General features: G+C 73.3%; 20 protein-coding genes. 15 read left to right on the plus strand and 5 right to left on the minus strand.

The window, feature by feature from the left end; translation table 11 throughout:
• The first annotated feature begins 45 nt into the window (after positions 1-45).
• From ACFWPI_RS22100 to ACFWPI_RS22140, 9 genes are all read left to right on the plus strand, one after another.
• On the plus strand, positions 46-1,062 hold the full coding sequence (locus ACFWPI_RS22100; RefSeq protein WP_380376459.1) for a hypothetical protein: 1,017 nt from the start codon (positions 46-48) through the stop codon (positions 1,060-1,062).
• A 206-nt stretch (positions 1,063-1,268) separates the two neighbouring features.
• The gene (gene abc-f / locus ACFWPI_RS22105; RefSeq protein ID WP_063349609.1) at positions 1,269-2,867 is read left to right on the plus strand and encodes a ribosomal protection-like ABC-F family protein; all 1,599 of its coding nucleotides are present in this window, start codon (positions 1,269-1,271) and stop codon (positions 2,865-2,867) included.
• 327 nt (positions 2,868-3,194) lie between these two features.
• Positions 3,195-3,428, plus strand: coding sequence for a helix-turn-helix domain-containing protein (locus tag ACFWPI_RS22110; protein ID WP_030059940.1), 234 nt, complete (start codon positions 3,195-3,197; stop codon positions 3,426-3,428).
• 232 nt (positions 3,429-3,660) lie between these two features.
• A complete protein-coding gene (locus ACFWPI_RS22115) occupies positions 3,661-4,467 on the plus strand; it encodes an enoyl-CoA hydratase/isomerase family protein (protein ID WP_380376463.1) in 807 nt (268 codons plus the stop codon).
• Between the two features lie 217 nt (positions 4,468-4,684).
• A complete protein-coding gene (locus ACFWPI_RS22120; RefSeq protein WP_380376497.1) occupies positions 4,685-5,209 on the plus strand; it encodes an Asp23/Gls24 family envelope stress response protein in 525 nt (174 codons plus the stop codon).
• A 52-nt stretch (positions 5,210-5,261) separates the two neighbouring features.
• On the plus strand, positions 5,262-5,453 hold the full coding sequence (locus ACFWPI_RS22125; protein WP_063349611.1) for a hypothetical protein: 192 nt from the start codon (positions 5,262-5,264) through the stop codon (positions 5,451-5,453).
• Entirely contained in the window at positions 5,453-5,800 is a 348-nt protein-coding gene (locus ACFWPI_RS22130) for an Asp23/Gls24 family envelope stress response protein (RefSeq protein WP_380376466.1), read from the plus strand. The genes ACFWPI_RS22125 and ACFWPI_RS22130 overlap by 1 nt, the downstream gene beginning before the upstream one ends.
• Complete coding sequence (locus ACFWPI_RS22135) at positions 5,797-6,393, plus strand: DUF6286 domain-containing protein (protein ID WP_380376468.1); 597 nt, start codon at positions 5,797-5,799, stop codon at positions 6,391-6,393. Before ACFWPI_RS22130 ends, ACFWPI_RS22135 begins: the two co-directional genes overlap by 4 nt.
• A complete protein-coding gene (locus ACFWPI_RS22140; RefSeq protein ID WP_380376471.1) occupies positions 6,390-7,031 on the plus strand; it encodes an alkaline shock response membrane anchor protein AmaP in 642 nt (213 codons plus the stop codon). Before ACFWPI_RS22135 ends, ACFWPI_RS22140 begins: the two co-directional genes overlap by 4 nt.
• Before the next feature lie 42 nt (positions 7,032-7,073).
• Here the strand turns inward: ACFWPI_RS22140 and ACFWPI_RS22145 are convergent, their stop codons facing one another.
• Entirely contained in the window at positions 7,074-7,844 is a 771-nt protein-coding gene (locus ACFWPI_RS22145) for an SDR family oxidoreductase (RefSeq protein ID WP_063349615.1), read from the minus strand.
• Between the two features lie 177 nt (positions 7,845-8,021).
• Between ACFWPI_RS22145 and ACFWPI_RS22150 the strand changes: the two genes are divergently transcribed.
• Both ACFWPI_RS22150 and trxA read left to right on the plus strand, forming a co-directional pair.
• Positions 8,022-8,447 (plus strand): MerR family transcriptional regulator, encoded by a 426-nt coding sequence (locus ACFWPI_RS22150; protein WP_063349616.1) that lies wholly within the window; start codon positions 8,022-8,024, stop codon positions 8,445-8,447.
• Positions 8,448-8,450: 3 nt separating this feature from the next.
• Positions 8,451-8,783, plus strand: coding sequence for a thioredoxin (gene trxA / locus ACFWPI_RS22155; RefSeq protein ID WP_063349617.1), 333 nt, complete (start codon positions 8,451-8,453; stop codon positions 8,781-8,783).
• Positions 8,784-8,830: 47 nt separating this feature from the next.
• Here the strand turns inward: trxA and ACFWPI_RS22160 are convergent, their stop codons facing one another.
• Together ACFWPI_RS22160 and ACFWPI_RS22165 are read right to left on the minus strand one after the other, a co-directional pair.
• Positions 8,831-9,637 (minus strand): SURF1 family protein, encoded by an 807-nt coding sequence (locus tag ACFWPI_RS22160; protein WP_063349618.1) that lies wholly within the window; start codon positions 9,635-9,637, stop codon positions 8,831-8,833.
• Positions 9,638-9,668: 31 nt separating this feature from the next.
• Positions 9,669-10,664 (minus strand): DEDDh family exonuclease, encoded by a 996-nt coding sequence (locus ACFWPI_RS22165; RefSeq protein ID WP_380376475.1) that lies wholly within the window; start codon positions 10,662-10,664, stop codon positions 9,669-9,671.
• A 158-nt stretch (positions 10,665-10,822) separates the two neighbouring features.
• Here ACFWPI_RS22165 and ACFWPI_RS22170 point away from each other — a divergent pair, with 158 nt between their 5' ends.
• From ACFWPI_RS22170 to moaA, 4 genes are all read left to right on the plus strand, one after another.
• Positions 10,823-11,866 carry a zinc-dependent alcohol dehydrogenase family protein gene (locus ACFWPI_RS22170; protein WP_380376478.1) on the plus strand — a complete coding sequence of 348 codons (1,044 nt, stop codon included), beginning with the start codon at positions 10,823-10,825 and terminating at the stop codon, positions 11,864-11,866.
• Positions 11,867-12,127: 261 nt separating this feature from the next.
• On the plus strand, positions 12,128-12,484 hold the full coding sequence (locus ACFWPI_RS22175) for a DUF485 domain-containing protein (protein WP_063349620.1): 357 nt from the start codon (positions 12,128-12,130) through the stop codon (positions 12,482-12,484).
• Positions 12,481-14,091: a cation acetate symporter gene (locus ACFWPI_RS22180; RefSeq protein WP_380376481.1), complete on the plus strand. Its 1,611-nt coding sequence runs from the start codon at positions 12,481-12,483 to the stop codon at positions 14,089-14,091. Before ACFWPI_RS22175 ends, ACFWPI_RS22180 begins: the two co-directional genes overlap by 4 nt.
• A gap of 92 nt (positions 14,092-14,183) precedes the next feature.
• On the plus strand, positions 14,184-15,173 hold the full coding sequence (moaA, locus tag ACFWPI_RS22185) for a GTP 3',8-cyclase MoaA (protein ID WP_380376483.1): 990 nt from the start codon (positions 14,184-14,186) through the stop codon (positions 15,171-15,173).
• Positions 15,174-15,233: 60 nt separating this feature from the next.
• Here moaA and ACFWPI_RS22190 read toward each other — a convergent pair whose 3' ends face one another.
• Positions 15,234-15,470, minus strand: coding sequence for a hypothetical protein (locus ACFWPI_RS22190; protein ID WP_380376486.1), 237 nt, complete (start codon positions 15,468-15,470; stop codon positions 15,234-15,236).
• A gap of 277 nt (positions 15,471-15,747) precedes the next feature.
• The gene (locus tag ACFWPI_RS22195; RefSeq protein ID WP_380376488.1) at positions 15,748-16,143 is read right to left on the minus strand and encodes a DUF3099 domain-containing protein; all 396 of its coding nucleotides are present in this window, start codon (positions 16,141-16,143) and stop codon (positions 15,748-15,750) included.
• Positions 16,144-16,229: the final 86 nt, after the last annotated feature.

Raw genomic sequence — 16,229 nt, forward strand, 5'->3', positions numbered from 1 at the left:
AATTCCAGGCTGACTCGCGTGCCCGGTGAAAGGTACGCTCCGGCCGTGTCCTGGAAGCCGCTGCGTGTACTGACCCCCCGCTCGATCCTGCCTGCCCTGGCGGTGATGCTGGTCCTTGCGGCCGGTGCGGCGGCGCACGCCAACAAGCCGGTGCCGTTCGGCGACCGGGTGGCGGGGCCGGGCGAGGCGGAGGCCACGCCGGTCAGCACACAGTCGCTGAGCACGGCCGACCTGGACCTGAAGGTCGGCCCCGGACTGGAGGCCTTCCACCGGCAGAGCGGCGAGCAGGCCTGGTCCTACCGCCGCGAGGGCGCCACCGCGCTGTACCTGTCGATGGCGGGGGACAACGCCATCGTGGTCTGGGACGACGGCCTGGTCACCTCGGTGCGCCCGGGCGACCACGAGGTGCGCTGGCACCGGGCGGTGCCCGGCCTGGCGGACTGGCTGCGCGGCGACGGCGAGCCCGGCGCCGACAAGCGCACCGACGCGCAGCGCAAGGAGCTGGCCCAGGAGCGGGCCGCGGCGGCCCTGCACACCGTCCCGCAGGGAGCCTCCGCCTGGGTGGCCGTGGTGACCCCGAACCTGACCATGGGCCTGCGCGACGCCGACGGCGACCTGCGCTACAACTCCAAGCCGCCCGGCGGCTGCGTCTACGACCCGCTGCGCACGGTCGGCACCGAGTACGCCGTGCTCGTCCCGCGCGGCTGCACCAACAGTGCCGGGCAGGCCGTCTCCGGCGGCATCAACGGGTACCGGCTGGACAGCACCGGCTGGCAGCTGAACACCGGCCCGAGCGCCTCGATGAAGGCGCTGGACGGCAGCCGGGTGCTGATCACCGACGGCCCGATCGTTCCGGCCCGGGTGTTCGACACCAAGGCGGCCGCCCCCGAGGCGGCCTGCGGCAGCCCGTCCGCGCCGTTCGCGGCGGTCCGTCCGCAGGGCGGCTGCACCGACCCGGCGGCGAGTCCGGCCCAGGACGCCCCGGTGGGTCAGGACGCCCCGGCGGGCGACCAGCCGCCCGCGCAGCCCGAGTCCCAGCAGTCCCAGCAGTCCCAGCAGTAACGCCGGACCGCCGGTACCCCCGGGCGGTAGCCCCGGGGGTTCCCGCGCGGCCCGGTAGACTTGCCGTCATGGCTGACTTCTCCGGGCAATAGCGGGCGCGCGGCACCGCCCCGTGCGCTGTGCCGACCACCGACGACGCCCCTTCCCGATGCCCGGCCCCGGGCCCCGTCCGGCCGCCCGCCCACGTCCCAGGAGTAGTTTCCGCCATGATTTCCGCCAACGCCCTTGAGCTGCGCGCCGGTGCCCGGATCCTGATCGAGTCCGCGAACTTCAAGGTCGCCGCCGGCGACCGGATCGGCCTGGTCGGGCGCAACGGCGCCGGCAAGACCACGCTGACCAAGGTGCTGGCCGGCGAGGGCATGCCGGCCTCGGGCACGGTGACCCGCTCCGGCGAGGTCGGCTACCTCCCGCAGGACCCGCGCACCGGCGACCTGGACGTCCTCGCCAAGGACCGCATCCTCTCCGCCCGCGGCCTCGACACCGTGCTCAGGAAGATGCGCGAGAACGAGGACCGGATGGCCAACGGCCAGGGCGCCACCCGGGACAACGCGATGAAGAAGTACGCGCGCCTGGAGACCGAGTTCCTCACCAAGGGCGGGTACGCCGCCGAGGCCGAGGCCGCCACCATCGCGGCCGCCCTGGGCCTGCCGGACCGCATCCTGAACCAGGAGCTGCACACCCTCTCCGGTGGTCAGCGCCGCCGCGTCGAGCTGGCCCGGATCCTGTTCTCGGACTCCGACGTGCTGCTGCTCGACGAGCCCACCAACCACCTCGACGCCGACTCGATCGTCTGGCTGCGGGACTTCCTGAAGACCTACAAGGGTGGCTTCATCGTCATCTCGCACGACGTCGACCTGGTCGAGACGGTCGTCAACAAGGTCTTCTACCTGGACGCCAACCGCTCCGCCATCGACGTCTACAACATGGGCTGGAAGCAGTACCAGCAGCAGCGCGAGGACGACGAGAAGCGCCGCAAGCGCGAGCGGGCCAACGCCGAGAAGAAGGCCGCGACCCTCAACTCCCAGGCCGACAAGATGCGGGCCAAGGCGACCAAGACGGTCGCCGCGCAGAACATGGCCCGCCGCGCCGAGAAGCTGCTCTCCGGTCTGGAGCAGGTGCGCCAGAACGACAAGGTCGCCAAGCTGCGCTTCCCGGACCCGGCGCCCTGCGGCAAGACCCCGCTGACGGCCAGCGGGCTCTCCAAGTCCTACGGTTCGCTGGAGATCTTCACCGACGTCGGCCTGGCCATCGACCGCGGTTCGCGGGTCGTCATCCTCGGCTTCAACGGCGCGGGCAAGACCACCCTGCTGCGGATGCTCGCCGGGGTGGAGCAGCCGGACACCGGCGAGGTGATCCCGGGCCACGGCCTGAAGATCGGCTACTACGCCCAGGAGCACGAGACCCTGGACCCGGACCGCACGGTGCTGGAGAACATGCGTTCCTCCGCGCCGGACACCGACCTGGTGCAGATCCGCAAGATCCTCGGTTCCTTCCTGTTCTCCGGCGACGACGTCGACAAGCCGGCCGGGGTGCTCTCCGGTGGTGAGAAGACCCGGCTCGCGCTGGCCTCGCTGGTGGTCTCCAGCGCCAACGTGCTGCTGCTCGACGAGCCCACCAACAACCTCGACCCGGCCAGCCGTGAGGAGATCCTCGGCGCGCTGCGCGAGTTCAGCGGCGCGGTCGTGCTGGTCACCCACGACGAGGGCGCCGTCGAGGCGCTCCAGCCGGAACGGATCATCCTGCTGCCGGACGGGGTCGAGGACCTCTGGAGCCCGGCGTACGCCGATCTGGTCTCGCTGGCCTGACCGGGTGTAGACGCGATCTCCGCTTTTAGGACCAGAAAAACTAGTACTTACGGCGTGTCCGGGAATGAAGAAAGCCTGGATTCCGTTTAAGGACTTCCTGTCGGCCCGCCACTCGATCGTGGTCGGGCCGACACTGCTGATCAGCCCTTTCTCGGCGGACGGCGGAATCCGCCTGGGGGCGCGCACTCTACGTGAGCGCCCTGATGCGCTCGGATCACCACCGCAGGACCACGCATTCCCGACATCGACCTTGCCGAATGGGTGGCCAGGACGCGGTGGATGGGTGATCATGGGAATCTGACCGAGCAACGCTACGAGGAGGCACGGGTGGCCGAGACTCTGAAAAAGGGCAGCCGGGTAACCGGTGCCGCGCGTGAGAAGCTCGCGGCCGATCTCAAGAAGAAGTACGACTCCGGGGCGAGCATTCGCGCTCTCGCGGAGGAGACCGGTCGTTCGTACGGCTTTGTGCACCGGATGCTGAGCGAGTCCGGAGTCATTCTCCGGGGCCGCGGTGGTGCCACGCGTGGCAAGAACAAGGCGACCGCCGGGGCCGGTTCCTGACGGTCCGTCAGCTTATGGCTGAATGGCGCGGCGGCAGGGCGCCGACCGGGGAGACGAGAACCGATCGTCCGCCCTCGGGTCGAGTGGACCGGCCGCCGATCGTCATGTCCGGGGTGTCGTCCGCCCCCGGGCGCCCCCCTTCCGTCGATCTTTCCGGGCCGGCGCCCTGCCGCCGCGTGCCCAGGTTTGTTACTCTCCGGTAGCCAAGCCCCTCGCCACCGGAGGTCCCCGCATGACCGCCCCCGCCACCGACCCGCAGGCCCCGAGCTGGGAGCAGGACGGCGTCCGCCTGGAGATCGACGGTGAGCTCGCCGTCGTCACCCTGTGTCAGCCCAAGCGGCGCAACGCCCAGTCGCCCGCCCTGTGGCGCGCCCTCGCCGCCGCCGGCCGCGACCTGCCCGGCGGCGTCCGGGTGGTCCTGCTGCGCGCGGAGGGCGTCTCCTTCTCGGCGGGCCTGGACCGGGCCATGTTCACCCCCGAGGGCATCCCCGGCGAGCCCACCTTCCTCCAGCTCGCCGGCGCCCCCGACCAGGAGCTCGACGACACCATCGCCTCCTACCAGCAGGCCTTCACCTGGTGGCGCCGCCCCGACCTGGTCTCCATCGCCGCCGTCCAGGGCCATGCCGTCGGCGCCGGCTTCCAGCTCGCCCTCGGCTGCGACCTGCGCGTCGTCGCCGACGACGTCCAGTTCGCCATGAAGGAGACCTCGCTCGGCCTCGTCCCCGACCTGGCCGGCACCAAGCCGCTCACCGAACTCGTCGGCTACGCCCGGGCGCTGGAGATCTGCGCCACAGGCCGCTGGATCGGCGCCGAGGAGGCCGCCGCCATCGGGCTGGCCAACCTGGCCGTCCCCGGTGCGGAACTGGACGCCGCCGCCCGCGACCTCGCCGCCGCCCTGCTGGCCGCGCCGCGCAACGCCGTCATCGAGACCAAGGCCCTGCTCCAGGGCGCCGCCGGCCGCTCCTTCGACGAGCAGCGCTCGGCCGAACGGGCGGCGCAGGCCCGCCGCCTGCGGGACCTCGCCGGGATCGGCGACTAGGACCTGTCCGGCTGCGTCGTGTGAACGGGCCCGGCCCGGGGTGTGCTCCCCGGGCCGGGCCCTCGACGTTCCCGGAAGCGTCCCGGTGGCGTCCCGGCGGCTCTCCCCGGCGGGCGCGGAACGTGGCGCAATGCCAGAGTTATGGGGATTTGCGATATAGCTGGAGCCGTACGACGGGAGATGCGCCCCCATGCCTGACACTCCGACCCCCGCCACCATGCACAAGAACCCCGGCCACGTCGCGGCCGCCGGCTCCGCCGTCCACGCGCCGTCCTCGCCGTCCTCTGCGTCCGCCGCCTCCGCCGCGACCGACGCCGGCAAGCCGACCGGCGAGCGCGGCCGCACGGCGCTGGCCGTCGGCGTGGTCGAGAAGATCGCCGGGATGGCCGCCCGCGAGGTCAACGGCATCCACGCCCTCGGCTCCGGCCTCGCCCGCACCTTCGGCGCGATGCGCGACCGGGTGCCGGGCGGCAAGTCCGGCGTGGGGCGCGGCATCAAGGCCGAGGTCGGCGAGAAGCAGACCGCCATCGACATCGCGCTGGTCGTCGAGTACGGCGTGGTCATCCCCGAACTCGCCCGGCAGGTGCGGGAGAACATCATCGACGCGGTCGAGCGGATGACCGGCCTGGAAGTCGTCGAGGTGAACATCGCGGTCAACGACGTCCACCTCCCCGACGAGCCGGACGTCGAGGAGGAGGAAGAGGAGACGGTCGTCGCGGGGCAGCGGCCCAAGCTCAAGTAGCGAGCCCACGAAGCGCCCGGCGGCGGGCGGCAGCGAGGACGAGGAGTAGCGGATGAACCTGGCCATCGTCGGCCTGGTGGTGGGCATGGCCCTCGGCTTCGCCGGGTACTTCGGCGGCTTCGCGGCGTTCCTGCTGGTCGCCGCGCTCGGGCTGGTCGGCTTCGTGGCCGGCCGCCTGCTGGAGGGCGACATCGAGCTGGGCGACCTCGGCGACCTGCTCCGCGGCCGCGACCGGCGCCGTTGATGGCGGCTCCCACCACCAGTGCCCGCCGCGAACCCGCCGCCCGGGGCCGACTCCGGATCGCCGACCGCGTCTACGCCCGCATCGCGGCCCGGGCCGCCCGCGAGGCCCTCGCCGACGCCTGGACCGGCCGCACCGCCCAGGGCGCACCGCCCGCCGTCTCGGTGGCCACGCCCGGCAGCACCGTGACCGTCCGGGTCGCCGTCGCACTGCCCTTCCCCGCCGACCTCGCGGCGCTCGCCCGGGCCGTCCGCGAACGCGTCGCCGCGCAGGTCGCCGGGTTCACCGGGACCAGGGTGTCCGAGGTGGTCGTCGTCGTGGAGCGGCTGGTGACCGGGGGAGTGTCATGAGTGCGGGGGGCGAACCGGTGCCCGGCGAGGAGGCGACGGCGGCCGGGGACGGGCCCCCGCCGGAGAAGGTGCGGCGGCCGCGGGCGCCGCGGGCCGTCGTCGCGGCGCTCGTCGCCACCGTGCTGCTGGTGCTCGCGGGCGCGCTGCTGTACGACGTGATCGCCGTCCGCGCCGGGTACCCGACCCGCCGGTGGCGCGCCCGGATCGCCGACGAACTGGCCACCCGTCACCTCGACTACCTGTGGGCGCTGGTGGGTGCCGGCGCCGCCGTCCTCCTCGGCGGGGTGCTGCTCTGGCTGGCCCTCGCCCCCGGTCTCGGCCGCTGGCTCCCGCTGCGCCGGCACGGCGACACCGGCGCCGTCATCGACCGGGCCGGCATCGGGCACCTGCTCGCCGACCGCGCCGCCGGACTCCAGGGCATCGACCAGCTGCGGATCCGGATCAGCCGCCGGCGCGTCCGGGTCACCCTCATCGGGGCGGCGGACCCAGTGTCGGTCCAGCGCCAACTGCGCGACGAGCTGGCACGGGTGACGCTGGCCCGGCCGCTGCGCCTGGACGTGCGGGCGGCGCCCGGGGTGGGGGCGGCGGGATGAGGCGGACGGCCGTCAACCGGGTGCTGCTGGGTGTGGTCGGGGCGGTGCTGCTGGCCGCCGGCGTGCTGGTGCTGGCCGGCGGGCTCGACCTGTACCGGCGCCTCGGCGCCGACCCGCCGGGCTGGTGGCCGCTCACCTCCCCGGACCAGCCGGTGCTCAGTGCCCGCTCGCGCACCCGCTGGGCGGATTCGGCCTGGTGGTGGCCCACCGTCATCGGCGGGCTGGCCGTGGTGGTCGCGGGCACCGCCTGGTGGCTGGTGGCGCAGCTGCGGCGCAGCGGCCCGGCCGGCCTCGTCGTGCCGACGCCCGGCGCCACCGGACTCCGGCTGCGGGTCCGCACCCGGGCGCTGGAAGAGGCGCTGGAGACCGGGACGGCCACGCTCCCCGAAGTCGAGCGCGCGGGCGTACGCCTGGTGCGCGCACCCGGGCACCCGCGGCTGCGGTGCGCCGTCCGGCTCACTCCCGGTGGCGATCCGGCGGCCCTGGTGGAGCACTTCGACACCGGCCCGCGAACCGACGCCCGGACCAGCCTGGGCCTCCCGGAACTCCCCGCCGACCTGCGGATCCGGATCCTCCAGGCCGCCCGGCCCGAGTCGCGACGGCGCCGCGGGCGGCGCAGACCCCCGCGGGTGGAGTGAACCGGGGGCGGGCGGAGCCGGGCGCCCGCCCCCGTGTGCGTCCTAGAGGGGGCGCAGGGCGCCGCCGTCGACGGGGATCATCACACCGGTCAGGTAGGAGGCGGCGGGGGAGAGCAGGAAGGCCGCGACCTTGCCGAACTCCTCCGGGGTGCCGTAGCGGCCGAGCGGGATGGTCGCGGCGGCCTGGGCGCGGGCGGCGTCCGGGTCGCCGCCCAGGGAGTCCAGCTCGCGCACCCGGTCGGTGTCGATCCGGGCCGGGAGCAGGCCCACCACCCGGATGCCGCGCGGGCCGAGCTCGTCGGCGAGGGACTTGGCGGCCATCGCCAGCCCCGGGCGCAGGCCGTTGGAGATGCCCAGGCCGGGGATCGGCTGGCGCACCGAGCCGGAGAGCACGAAGCCGATCACGCCGCCCTCGCCGAGGGCTGCGGCGGCGGCGCGGGCGAGCCGCAGCGCGCCGAGGAAGACCGACTCGAACGCGTCGCGCCAGGCCTCCTCGGGGGCGGTGGCCACCGGGCCGGCCTGGGGGCCGCCGACGCTGATCAGCACGCCGTCGAGCCGGCCGAAGTGCCCGGTCGCCTCGGCGATCAGCCGTTCGGCGGTCGCCGGGTCGGCGTTGTCGGCGGCCAGGCCGTGGGCCGTCCCGGCGCCACCGATGGCGTCCAGCTCGGCGACGGCGGCGGCCACGGACTCCTTGCCGCGCCCGCTGACCAGCACCCGTGCTCCGTCGGCGGCCAGCTCCCGGGCGGCGGCGAAGCCGAGGCCCCGGGTGGCGCCGGTGGCCACGTACACCTTGTCCTTCAGTCCAAGATCCATGGGGCCCATCCTGCCGGGTGGCGGGCGCGAGGGGGAGGGCCGGGGGCTGGGGCGGGGTGACGTGGCGCCGGGGGCGGTGGAGGGCGGGCGGCGTACGGGCTGGCGTTGACGTCCGGGTCAAGGTCTACCGTCGGTCCCGGCGGCGTGCGGAGGCGGGCCGGGAGAGCGGGTGCGGGGATGCGGATCGGGGAGCTGGCGGAGCGGGCGGGGACGACCACCCGGGCGCTGCGGTACTACGAGCAGCTCGGCCTGCTGCCGGCCCGCCGGGCGGGCAACGGCTACCGGGCGTACGACGAGGAGGACCTGCGGCTGCTGCGGCAGATCCGGACGCTGCAGGACTTCGGGTTCGGCCTGGAGGAGACCCGCCCGTTCGTGGAGTGCCTCCAGGCGGGCCACCCCGAGGGCGACTCCTGCCCGGCCTCGCTGGAGGTGTACCGGCGCAAGCTCGCCGAACTGGACGAGTGCATCGCCCGGCTGCAGGACGTCCGGGCCCAGGTGGCCGGGCAGTTCGACCGGGCGGTACGGGCCCGGGACGGGCTGGCGGCCGAGCCCTCCGGACAGCCGCCGCGCTGTGAACTGGCGAACGAATGGGCGAAGGAGTAGACGATGGTGCAGATCCCAGGGGTGCCCGCGGTGACGGACGACACGTTCGCCGCGGAGGTGCTGGCGGCCGAAGGGCCGGTGCTGGTGGACTTCACGGCGGACTGGTGCCCGCCGTGCCGGATGATGGCGCCGGTGCTGGCGGACGTCGCCCGTGAGGAGGCGCACCGGCTGCGGGTGGTCAGCGTGGACGTGGACCGCAATCCGCGCACCCAGGCGGCGTACGGGGTGCTGTCGATGCCGACGCTGATGGTGTTCCGCGGCGGCGAGCCGGTGCGTTCGGTGGTCGGCGCCCGGGCCAAGGCGCGGCTGCTGCGCGAGCTGGAGGACGTGCTGTAGGCGGTTCTCCGGGGCGTTCCCCCGGGTAGGGGCCTCGGGCCGGGGCCTCAGGCCGCCGGTACGGCCTCGACCGGCACCTCGGCCTCGGCGGCCTGCTTGGCCCGGTCCTTGGCCTCGCGGCGGGCCAGCACCCCGACCCCGACCGGGATCATCGCGGTGAACAGCCACCACTGGATCGCGTACGCCATGTGCGGGCCGATGTCGGAGTGGTTGGGCTCGGGGATCAGCTCGGGCTGGTCGGCGGGGGCCGGGGTGGTGGCGGTGAGCTCCAGGTAGCCGCCGAGCACGGTGGTGACGCCGGTCTCCTTGGCCTGCTGCTCGGTGTTGATCAGGTTGAACTGCCGGTCGGGCAGGCCGGCGCGGTCCTTGATGCCGCTGCTGCCCGTGGTCTCGTCGGCGCGCATCCGACCGGTGAGGGAGACCTCGCCGGTCGGGGCGGCCGGGACGGTCGGGTAGGCGGTGGCGCCGCCGTCGCCGGCCACCCAGCCGCGGTTGACCAGGATGCTGCCCCTGCCGTCGGAGAGCTTGAGCGGGGTGATGACGAAGTAGCCGATCGTGTCCCCGCTGGAGTCGGTCCGCTTGCGGACGACGAACTCGTGCGCCGTGTCGTACTGCCCGGTGGCCGTCACCGGGTGCCAGATGAGGTCCTTGGGCACCGCGAAGCCGGGGGCCGACGACACCGTGTCGAACGGCACGGGGGCGACGGTGAGGGCCTTGCCGATCAGGTCGTTCCGGGCCACCCGCGACTCGTGGCGGTGCAGCTGCCAGAAGCCCAGCTCGATCGTCGCGGGGATCAGCAGCAGCGCGATCAGCATGGTGATCAGCCACTGGCGGGTCAGCAGAAAACGGTACACATGGGCACGGTACGCCGACTTCACATCCGGCTCACGCACCGGGGTGTGGGGCGACCTCGCGGAGCAGTTGGAGGAAGGCGTCCTCGCCGACCACCGGCGTGCCGACCTCGCGGGCCCGGCGGGCCTTGCCGCTCCAACTGCCCGGCTCGTTGGTGACCAGCAGGCTGGTGAGCCGGCTCACCGAGGTGGCGATGTGCAGGCCGGCCTCGGCGGCGCGGTCCTCCAGCAGCTCCCGGTCGGTGGCGGTGTCGCCGGTGAAGGCCACCCGCATGCCCTGCACCAGCGGCTTGCCGTCCTCCCAGCGTCCCGGGTTGGGGTACGGGCAGGGCGGGCGCTTCTTGGCCTGGCGGTAGGCGGCGCCGGTCCAGGAGGCGCGGCCGGGGGTGGCGGGCTCGTCCTCGCCGAGGTCGGTGACGGCCACGCAGGCCTGCACCGGCAGCGGGACGCCGCCCTGGCGGGCCAGGTGCAGGCTGGGGCGGAACGCCTCGGCGAGCACCCGGGCGTCGTCCAGGGCGTTGTGGGCGTGCTGCTGGCGGACGCCGAAGTGGGCGGCGAGCGAGGACAGCTTGCCGTTGGGCAGCGGCAGCCGCAGGTCGCGGGAGAGCACCATGGTGCAGATCCGCTGCTCGACCGGGGCGCGCAGGCCGGCCCGGGAGAACTCGCGCGAGATCATGTTCCAGTCGAAGAGCGCGTTGTGGGCGACCAGGACCCGGCCGTTCAGCCGGTCGGCGAACTCGTCGGCGATCTGCGGGAAGGTCGGGGCGCCGGAGAGCAGCTCCGACGTGAGGCCGTGGATCCAGACCGGGCCCGGGTCCCGCTGGGGGTTGACCAGGGTGTACCAGTGGTCGGTGACCTCGCCGTCCGGGTCCAGCTGGTAGACGCCCGCCGAGATGACGCGGTCCGAGCGGCCGAGGCCGGTGGTCTCGACGTCGACCACCGCGAAGCCCTCGGCGGGGGCGGCGGTGCGCTGGGCGGGGACCTGGACGGTCCGCGGCGCGCCGTACGTCTCGGGCTGGATCGGGTGCATGGTCCAACAGGATAAGCGCCGTCGGGCCCGCGTCCGGTCGAAATGTTCCGGCCGAGCGACCGGAATAGAGTATTCCGCATAGGCGTCGCCTAGCCGGTCGACGCCGTCAACCGGCTGCCGACACCCCCCGGCGGCCGACTCCGTAAGGACGAACTCCCATGCGCGCCACCGTGATCCACGGCCCCAATGACATCCGGATCGAAGAGGTCCCGGACCCGGTGATCCAGCACCCGACGGACGTCGTGGTGCGGGTGGTGAACGCCTGCATCTGCGGCAGCGACCTGTGGGCGTACCGCGGGGTGGCCCAGCGGGTGGCCGGGCAGCGGATCGGGCACGAGTTCCTGGGCGTGGTCGAGGAGGCGGGCGCCGAGGTGCGCGGCTTCGCGCCCGGCGACCTGGTGGTGGCGCCGTTCGTCTGGTCGGACGGCAGCTGCGACTTCTGCCGGGAGGGCCTGCAGACCTCCTGCCCGCACGGCGGGTTCTGGGGCGAGGTCGGCTCCGACGGCGGTCAGGGCGAGGCGGTGCGGGTGCCGTTCGCGGACGGCACGCTGGTGAAGCTGCCGAAGGAGGCCGCGGGCGACGAGAAGCTGCTGCCGGGGCTGCTGGCGCTGTCCGACGTGATGGCCACCGGGCACCATGCCGCCGTGTCGGCGCGGGTGCGCCCGGGCGTGACGGTCGCCGTGGTCGGCGACGGCGCGGTGGGCCTGTGCGGCGTGCTGGCGGCGCACCGGCTGGGCGCGGACCGCATCATCGCGCTGGGCCGGCACACCGCCCGCACCGACCTGGCCCGGCGCTTCGGCGCGACCGACGTGGTGGCCGAGCGCGGCGAGGCCGGGATCGAGGCGGTGAAGGAGCTGACCGGCGGCCAGGGTGCGCACGCGGTCCTGGAGGCGGTCGGGACCGAGGAGTCGATGCGTACGGCCGTCTCGATCGCCCGGGATGGCGGCGCGGTGGGCTACGTCGGCGTTCCGCACGGCGGCAGTGCGGGCGTCGACATCGGTCAGATGTTCGGCCGAAACGTTTCGCTCAACGGCGGCGTCGCCCCGGCCCGCGCCTACATCCCCGACCTGCTGCCGGACGTCCTCTCCGGGGCCATCGAGCCGGGTCTGGTGTTCGACCGCACGGTGGGCCTGGACGGTGTCCCGGACGGGTACCGGGCGATGGACGACCGCTCGGCGCTGAAGGTCCGGATCACTTTCTGACGATGCGTCAGAAGGGGCGGCACTGCTGGACGGTGCCGCCCCTTCGGCGTGTGGCGGCGGTGTCGTGAAGTGGCGCGAGTGGTGGTTTTCGGCCAATTGGATAGTGCGAGAGGGTGAACGACTGGCTGATCGCGGTCAACCCCTTTCGGGGCGGACGCGACGCTCCTAGCATTGCGCGGCGCGCACACGGATTGTGACGCCCCTCACGTCCGATCGTTCCCCGTGTGCGACCGCTACGCCGAAGGAGTGAGGAGAGACAGAGTGGATTCGCCGCCGATCACCACTACCCCTACGGAAGTCCAACTCATCGATGAGAGCGAGGAGTTCCGTACCCTGAGGCGCTCGTTCCGGAGCTTCGCCTTCCCGGTCACCATCGGCTTCGTGCTCTGGTACCTGCTCTACGTGCTGCTCTCCTGCTACGCGCCCGGCCTGATGGGCGCCAAGGTCGTCGGGCACATCAACGTGGCCCTGGTGCTGGGGCTGCTGCAGTTCGTCACCACCTTCGCCATCGCCGCCTGGTACGCCCGCTACGCCGACCGGCGGATCGACCCGACCGCCGCCGCGATCCGCGAGGCCCACGGCGCCGTCGTCCACGCTCCCCGGGAGTCCGCCGAATGACCCTGCTCGCCAGCTCCGCCACGGAGCACCGCGGCATCACGATGACCCTCTTCGGGTTGTTCGTGCTGGCCACCCTCGCGATCACCGTCTGGGCCGGGCGGCAGACCAAGGACGCGGCCGACTTCTACGCCGGCGGCCGCGGCTTCACCGGATTCCAGAACGGCCTGGCCATCTCCGGCGACTACATGTCCGCCGCGTCCTTCCTCGGCATCGCCGGCGCCATCGCGCTCTCCGGCTACGACGGCTTCCTCTACTCGATCGGCTTCCTGGTCGCCTGGCTGGTCGCGCTGCTGCTGATCGCCGAACCGCTGCGCAACTCCGGCCGCTTCACCATGGCGGACGTCCTCGCGTTCCGGATGCGCCAGCGCCCGGTGCGCACCGCGGCGGGCGTCTCCACCATCGTGGTGTCGATCTTCTACCTGCTCGCCCAGATGGTCGGCGCCGGGACGCTGGTCGCCCTGCTGCTCGGGGTCAACGGGGACGCCGCCAAGCGCTGGACCATCGTCGCCGTCGGCGCGCTGATGGTCGTCTACGTGGTGATAGGGGGCATGAAGGGCACCACCTGGGTGCAGATCGTCAAGGCCGTGCTGCTGATCGCCGGCACCGCGCTGATGACCGTCCTGGTGCTCGCCAAGTACCACTTCAACCCCTCGGAACTGCTCGGCGCCGCCGCCAGCGCGAGCGGCAAGGGCGCGGCCTTCCTCGAACCGGGGCTGAAGTACGGGGCCAGCGACACCAGCAAACTCGACTTCATCAGCCTCGGGATCGCGCTGGTGCTCGGCACCGCCGGCCTGCCGCACATCCTGGTCCGCTTCTACACCGTGCCCACCGCCAAGGCGGCCCGGAAGTCGGTGCTCTGGGCGATCGGCATCATCGGCGTCTTCTACCTGATGACCCTGGCGCTCGGCTTCGGCGCGGCGGCGCTGGTCGGCCCCAAGGCGATCAAGGCGGCCAACGCCTCCGGCAACACGGCGGCCCCGCAGCTGGCCGAGGTGCTCGGCGGAGGCTCCGGCACCACCGGCGGCGCGATCCTGCTCGCGGTGATCTCCGCCGTCGCCTTCGCCACCATCCTGGCCGTGGTCGCCGGACTCGCCCTGGCGTCCTCCGCCTCCTTCGCGCACGACCTGTACGCCAACGTGATCCGGCGCGGCAAGGCCACCGAGAAGCAGGAGGTGCTCTCGGCGAAGTGGGCCGCCGTCGCGATCGGCGCGGTGGCCATCGTGCTCAGCCTCTTCGCGGGCAAGCTCAACACCGCCGCCCTGGTCGCCCTGGCCTTCGCGGTGGCCGCCTCGGCGAACCTGCCGACCCTGCTCTACTCGCTGTTCTGGAAGCGCTTCACCACCTCCGGCGCGGTCAGCTCGGTCTACGCCGGCCTGATCAGCTCGGTGGTGCTGGTGGTCTTCTCCCCGGTGGTCTCCGGCGCGAAGACCTCGCTGTTCCCGGACACCGACTTCCACTGGTTCCCGCTGGAGAACCCGGGCCTGGTCTCCATCCCGATCGGCTTCCTGGCCGGGTGGATCGCCACCCTGCTGTCCAAGGACCGACCCGACCCGGCGAAGTACGCTGAACTGGAGGTTCGGGCGCTGACCGGGCTGGGCGCCCACTGACCGGGCGTCCACCGACCGACCGGCGATGACTATGCTGGCCCGGCCCGCCGTGACGGTGGCCGGGCCGGCCGCATTCTCGGGAAGGGACGCACGTGCTGCTCGACACCTTCGGACGCCAGGCCGTCGACCTGCGGGTATCCCTCACCGACCGGTGCAACCTCCGCTGCACCTACTGCATGCCGGAAGAGGGCCTGCGCTGGCTGGCCAAGCCCGAGCTGCTGACCGACGAGGAGATCGTCCGGCTGGTCACCCTCGCGGTGCGCGACCTGGGCGTCCGGGAGGTCCGCTTCACCGGCGGCGAGCCGCTGCTGCGCCCCGGCCTGGTCGCCATCGTCGCCGCCTGCTCGGAGCTGGAGCCGCGCCCCGAGCTGTCCCTCACCACCAACGGCATCGGGCTGGCCCGTACCGCGACGGCGCTGCGCGAGGCCGGGCTCGACCGGGTCAACGTCTCGCTGGACACCCTCGACCCCGAGGTGTTCCACACCCTCACCCGCCGCCACCGCCACCAGGACGTGCTGGCCGGGCTGGCCGCCGCCGAGGCCGCCGGGCTGACGCCGGTCAAGCTGAACGCGGTGCTGATGCGCGGGGTCAACGACCACGAGGCGCCCGACCTGCTGGCCTGGTGCCTGGAGCACGGCTACGAGCTGCGCTTCATCGAGCAGATGCCGCTGGACGCCCAGCACGGCTGGGACCGCTCCGCGATGGTCACCGCCGAGGAGATCCTCGACCTGCTCGGCGCGCGGTTCGCGCTCACCCCGGAGCCGTCCGCCCGCCGGGGCGCGGCGCCCGCCGAACGCTGGCTGGTGGACGGCGGCCCGGCCCAGGTGGGCGTGATCGCCTCCGTCACCCGCCCGTTCTGCCGGGCCTGCGACCGGACCAGGCTGACCGCCGACGGGCAGGTGCGCAACTGCCTGTTCGCGACCGGGGAGACGGACCTGCGCACCGCCCTGCGCTCGGGCGCGGACGACGCCGAGCTGGGCGCGCTGTGGCGGGCGGCGATGTGGGGCAAGAAGGCCGGGGCCGGGATCGACGACCCGGAGTTCCACCAGCCCGAGCGGCCGATGTCGGCGATCGGCGGCTAGCGGGCCTCGGACGGCGTGGGAGGCCAGGAGCGCCCCGGGCGGCCAGGGTGTCTCGGGCGGTCAGGGCGTCTCGGACGACTCGGACGGGTCCGGGGTCCAGTCGGCGAAGGCGACGACCTCCTTGAGGAAGCCGCGCACGCCGAGGAACTGGGACAGGTGCTCACGGTGCTCGTCGCAGGCGAGCCAGGTCTTGCGGCGGTCCGGGGTGTGCAGCTTGGGGTTGTTCCACACCAGTACCCAACGGGCGTCCGCCCGGCAGCCCTTGGCGGAGCAGATCGGCGTCTGCGGGGTGTCCATCGGGTCGTCCTCAGCGCTAGGCGGGTGGTCTGCACCGCCAGTGTTTCACGCGCTCCGCGCGGCCCGGAGGGAGCCCGCCCGGATCCGGGCATGGCGACGCCGGGCAGCCACGGGGGGAGCCGCCCGGCGTCGGTCCGTCGCTCCGACGGGGGATGCGGAGCGCGTACGCAGTATGTCACGCCAGGGGCCTCGGATGGGGAGGTCTTGCATGATTAATCTGAGCTTCTTCTGAGCTTTCTTCGAGCCGGATTCTCTCGAAACGTCGCGAAACGGACGGTCAGTTCGGGCCCTGTGAAGGATCGGTGGCAGCGGTCTTTGCCCCTCCTGTACCGGGGGCCCCAGCTGCCCCACCCCTCCCACCCGTCCCACCGGGGCCGAGCATCAACGGGGTGTCCAGCGGGATGTCGAAGGTGCTCGGCAGTCCCGGCGCCCGCTCCCGGCCCGCGTTGGCGATCAGGACGGCGAAGTACGGCAGCAGCACGGCGCCGGCCAGCGCCGCGAACGCCAGCCACCGCTGGACGTCCCACAGCACCACGGCGAGCAGCACGCAGACCGTCCGGAGCAGCATCGAGACCACGTAGCGGCGCTGCCGCCCGCGGACGTCCTCGGTGAGGCTGCTCCGCGCTCCCGTGATCCGGTGGACCTGCTGTCCACCGTCGGCGCTCTTGCCCATGTCCTACCGCCCTCGTCCACGCTCCCGCGCGACTCGCCGCGCGGCCTCCTCACGGTACGCCTGGGCAGCGGGGACGACGAGACCGG

The sequence above is a fragment of the Kitasatospora sp. NPDC058492 genome, from assembly GCF_042720685.1.
Classification (GTDB): Bacteria; Actinomycetota; Actinomycetes; order Streptomycetales; family Streptomycetaceae; genus Kitasatospora.

Excerpts from the sequence above, each read along its gene's own strand:
- abc-f (WP_063349609.1), top strand. The coding sequence starts at position 1,269 with ATGATTTCCGCCAACGCCCTTGAGCTGCGCGCCGGTGCCCGGATCCTG.
- ACFWPI_RS22115 (WP_380376463.1), top strand. The coding sequence starts at position 3,661 with ATGACCGCCCCCGCCACCGACCCGCAGGCCCCGAGCTGGGAGCAGGAC.
- ACFWPI_RS22120 (WP_380376497.1), top strand. The coding sequence starts at position 4,685 with ATGCACAAGAACCCCGGCCACGTCGCGGCCGCCGGCTCCGCCGTCCAC.
- ACFWPI_RS22125 (WP_063349611.1), top strand. The coding sequence starts at position 5,262 with ATGAACCTGGCCATCGTCGGCCTGGTGGTGGGCATGGCCCTCGGCTTC.
- ACFWPI_RS22130 (WP_380376466.1), top strand. The coding sequence starts at position 5,453 with ATGGCGGCTCCCACCACCAGTGCCCGCCGCGAACCCGCCGCCCGGGGC.
- ACFWPI_RS22135 (WP_380376468.1), top strand. The coding sequence starts at position 5,797 with ATGAGTGCGGGGGGCGAACCGGTGCCCGGCGAGGAGGCGACGGCGGCC.
- ACFWPI_RS22140 (WP_380376471.1), top strand. The coding sequence starts at position 6,390 with ATGAGGCGGACGGCCGTCAACCGGGTGCTGCTGGGTGTGGTCGGGGCG.
- ACFWPI_RS22145 (WP_063349615.1), bottom strand. The coding sequence starts at position 7,844 with ATGGATCTTGGACTGAAGGACAAGGTGTACGTGGCCACCGGCGCCACC.
- ACFWPI_RS22150 (WP_063349616.1), top strand. The coding sequence starts at position 8,022 with ATGCGGATCGGGGAGCTGGCGGAGCGGGCGGGGACGACCACCCGGGCG.
- trxA (WP_063349617.1), top strand. The coding sequence starts at position 8,451 with ATGGTGCAGATCCCAGGGGTGCCCGCGGTGACGGACGACACGTTCGCC.
- ACFWPI_RS22165 (WP_380376475.1), bottom strand. The coding sequence starts at position 10,664 with ATGCACCCGATCCAGCCCGAGACGTACGGCGCGCCGCGGACCGTCCAG.
- ACFWPI_RS22170 (WP_380376478.1), top strand. The coding sequence starts at position 10,823 with ATGCGCGCCACCGTGATCCACGGCCCCAATGACATCCGGATCGAAGAG.
- ACFWPI_RS22180 (WP_380376481.1), top strand. The coding sequence starts at position 12,481 with ATGACCCTGCTCGCCAGCTCCGCCACGGAGCACCGCGGCATCACGATG.
- ACFWPI_RS22190 (WP_380376486.1), bottom strand. The coding sequence starts at position 15,470 with ATGGACACCCCGCAGACGCCGATCTGCTCCGCCAAGGGCTGCCGGGCG.
- ACFWPI_RS22195 (WP_380376488.1), bottom strand. The coding sequence starts at position 16,143 with ATGGGCAAGAGCGCCGACGGTGGACAGCAGGTCCACCGGATCACGGGA.